The following is a 1861-nucleotide window of genomic DNA, read 5'->3' as shown; positions in this document are numbered from 1 at the left end:
TTGTCGCAGCCCCGACCCGCGGTCACGAGCGGGGGCTCCTATCTTTTTAGTGCCCTCGGATTGGGTCATAGTGTCTGTCGTTGCCAAGGCATCGGCGTTGCCGGACTAGTCATTGGGGACGTTCTTGTTTGACCAGTCGTTTAAGAACGTCCCCAATGACTAGTCAGAAATGAGCGTGGTTAATCTCCCGTTTTTGGCCTGTGTGCGGGCTCAAAGTGGGAGATTATCCACGCTCGTTAGATAGGCGTCCGAAAATCCACGCTCATTCGGTTGGCGCAGGGACAAGCTGCTTTCCGCCATGGTGCCACATGTGAGCCCGGCCTTCTGCGTCAGATTCTAATAACGAGTTTACGGAATAAATAGTTATTAGAGCTGAAAAGGCCGACCTAATGACGAGAAGTCGTTATTAGGTCGGCCGTTAGTCATTTGGGACGTTCTTAAATGACTACTTGAGCCCGGGGAGGCGGGTGTAGGGGAATGAGCGCTCTAGGAATTCGGCACAGCGGGCGTAGTCTTTGGCGAAGTAGCTGCTGTAGAGCGAATCGAGCACGTATTGCACGGCGATGTGGCTGGCGAACTGCGTGATGCGATGCGTCATGCTCCCGTGGTCACTCACCGTAAGGTAGGCGGTAAAACCGGGATGCAGGCGCGCGCAATAAGGCGTGCCGATGACGATGACCGGGACATGCCGACTGCTGAGGATCGGCAAGATGTCCTTGAGGTTTGGGGCAAGGCCGCTGTAGGAGATAACGATTGCCGCATGGTCGGTGCCCGAGGCGAGCGCCGCTCGCACCTGGGCCTCGGCACCGTCGTAGCACGTCGCGCTTTTACCGGCGGAGAGCAGGCGATCGCGAAACATTCCCGCTGGATAGAGGTTGTGCGAGCCCGTGTAGATGTCGACCTGTCGGGCGTTCGCGATAAGCTTGGCGGCGTGGTCGAGCTTCGTGGGGTCGAGCAGCTCCTGCGTTTCGGCCAGCGTGGTCTGGTAGAGCCCCTCCATGCGCTCCATAATCTGCGCAGGCGATGCTCGGCTTATCGACCCGCGATGCAAAGGAGATGCTCGTCCCACGAGCACTACCGGGAAGGGCTCGCGATTCGAGTCTCCACCTTAGCATTTGAACCATTTGGCACTATAATTACCGTAGGCATGCGCACAACGTTGCGCTTAATCAAGAGGAGAAAACGTATGGGTCTGTTTGACATGTTCAAGAAGAAGGCTGAGCCCGCGGCTGCCGCTGCTCCGGCCTCCATCTCTGCTTCTGCTGGCGCCGACGTGCTGTGCTCGCCCGTCAAGGGCAAGGTCATCAAGATGGCCGACGTGCCCGATCCCGTCTTTGGTGGCGAGGTTCTGGGCAAGGGCTGTGCCGTGTGGCCCGAGGACGATCTGGTCTACGCTCCCTGCGACGGTAAGGTGACCGTCACCATGGGTCACGCCGTGGGTCTGCAGTCCGATAGCGGCATCGAGGTTCTGGTGCACGTTGGCGTCGATACCGTCAACATGAACGGTGACGGCTTCGAGGGCTTCGTCAAGGCCGACGACGTTGTGAAGGCCGGCCAGCCCATCCTCAAGATCGACCGCACCAAGATCGCTGCTGCCGGTTACAAGGACTGCGTCGTCGTGGCTGTGTCCAACACCGCTGAGTTCGCCGACGTCGAGCTTACCGTCGAGGCCGAGTCTGCCGTCGCTGCTGGTGACGCCATCGTTAAGGTCGTCCGCAAGTAGACTGCGACATCCAAAGGATGTGCAAGGGTGGTCGGGTTATCCGGCCACCTTTTTTATTTTATTCAAGACTTTAGTCCGCTGGCCGCGCAGCGGCCAGCTTTAAACCACCCGCTACGCGGGTGGAGACAAACGGCTTTA

Annotated in this window: 2 protein-coding genes; one reads left to right on the top strand and one right to left on the bottom strand. The window is 58.5% G+C overall.

Translation table 11 applies throughout. From position 1 onward, the window contains the following. Window positions 1-445 precede the first annotated feature (445 nt). Complete coding sequence (locus ABHU32_RS09985; RefSeq protein WP_346979815.1) at window positions 446-1069, bottom strand: MurR/RpiR family transcriptional regulator; 624 nt, start codon at window positions 1067-1069, stop codon at window positions 446-448. 117 nt (window positions 1070-1186) lie between these two features. Between ABHU32_RS09985 and ABHU32_RS09980 the strand changes: the two genes are divergently transcribed. After that, complete coding sequence (locus ABHU32_RS09980; protein WP_161160036.1) at window positions 1187-1723, top strand: PTS sugar transporter subunit IIA; 537 nt, start codon at window positions 1187-1189, stop codon at window positions 1721-1723. Window positions 1724-1861: the final 138 nt, after the last annotated feature.

It is taken from the genome of Collinsella aerofaciens (genome assembly GCF_039758965.1).
Taxonomy (GTDB): Bacteria; Actinomycetota; Coriobacteriia; order Coriobacteriales; family Coriobacteriaceae; genus Collinsella; species Collinsella aerofaciens_BR.
Note: the sequence above shows the minus strand (reverse complement) of the source record. Positions and strands in the feature narration are given on the sequence as shown.